This is a genomic window from Ruegeria sp. AL12, assembly GCF_056540885.1.
This window is the reverse complement of sequence record NZ_JBQFXN010000215.1, coordinates 1-500: the sequence shown is the minus strand read 5'-3', so window position 1 is coordinate 500 and position 500 is coordinate 1. Positions and strand designations below refer to the sequence as shown.

Genomic DNA, 500 nt, shown 5'->3' with positions numbered 1-500 from the left:
CAAGTTGAACACAAACGGGTTGTTGATGCCACAGCAGGACATGTTCAGGAAATCCAGAACAAACCCATAAAGAAGCCGGTCGACCACATTCCCAAGCGCTCCGCCGATCAGCAGGCCGCCACAGAACAACATGTATTTCGAACGCGTCGAACGACCAAGCCAGACAAGCACACCGATGCAGATCACCACGGACACACCGATCAAAAACCAGCGCGCAGCCTCAGAGTCGCCCTGAAACAGGCCGAAATTGATGCCCCGATTCTCGCCGTATTTGAACACCAGCAGCGGTGGCAGAACATCGATACCGTCGGGCCGTTCAGCCACGCGCAGGACGTGAACGTCCAGATATTTGCTGATCTGGTCGATCGCGAAGGCGGCCAAGGCCGCCCAGAGAAGCAGGCGTGACCGCATCAGTGACGGAAATGACGCATACCGGTGAAGACCATCGCCAGACCAGCCTCATCCGCTGCGGCGATCACTTCATCGTCGCGCATGGACCC

The 500-nt window shown here is 57.4% G+C and carries 1 protein-coding gene; it reads right to left on the bottom strand.

What is annotated here, in order from left to right; all coding sequences use genetic code 11:
• A partial coding sequence (locus ACR0C6_RS22295) for a signal peptidase II (protein WP_480621391.1) occupies positions 1–411 on the bottom strand: 411 nt, incomplete at its 3' end.
• Between the last annotated feature and the right edge of the window lie 89 nt (positions 412–500).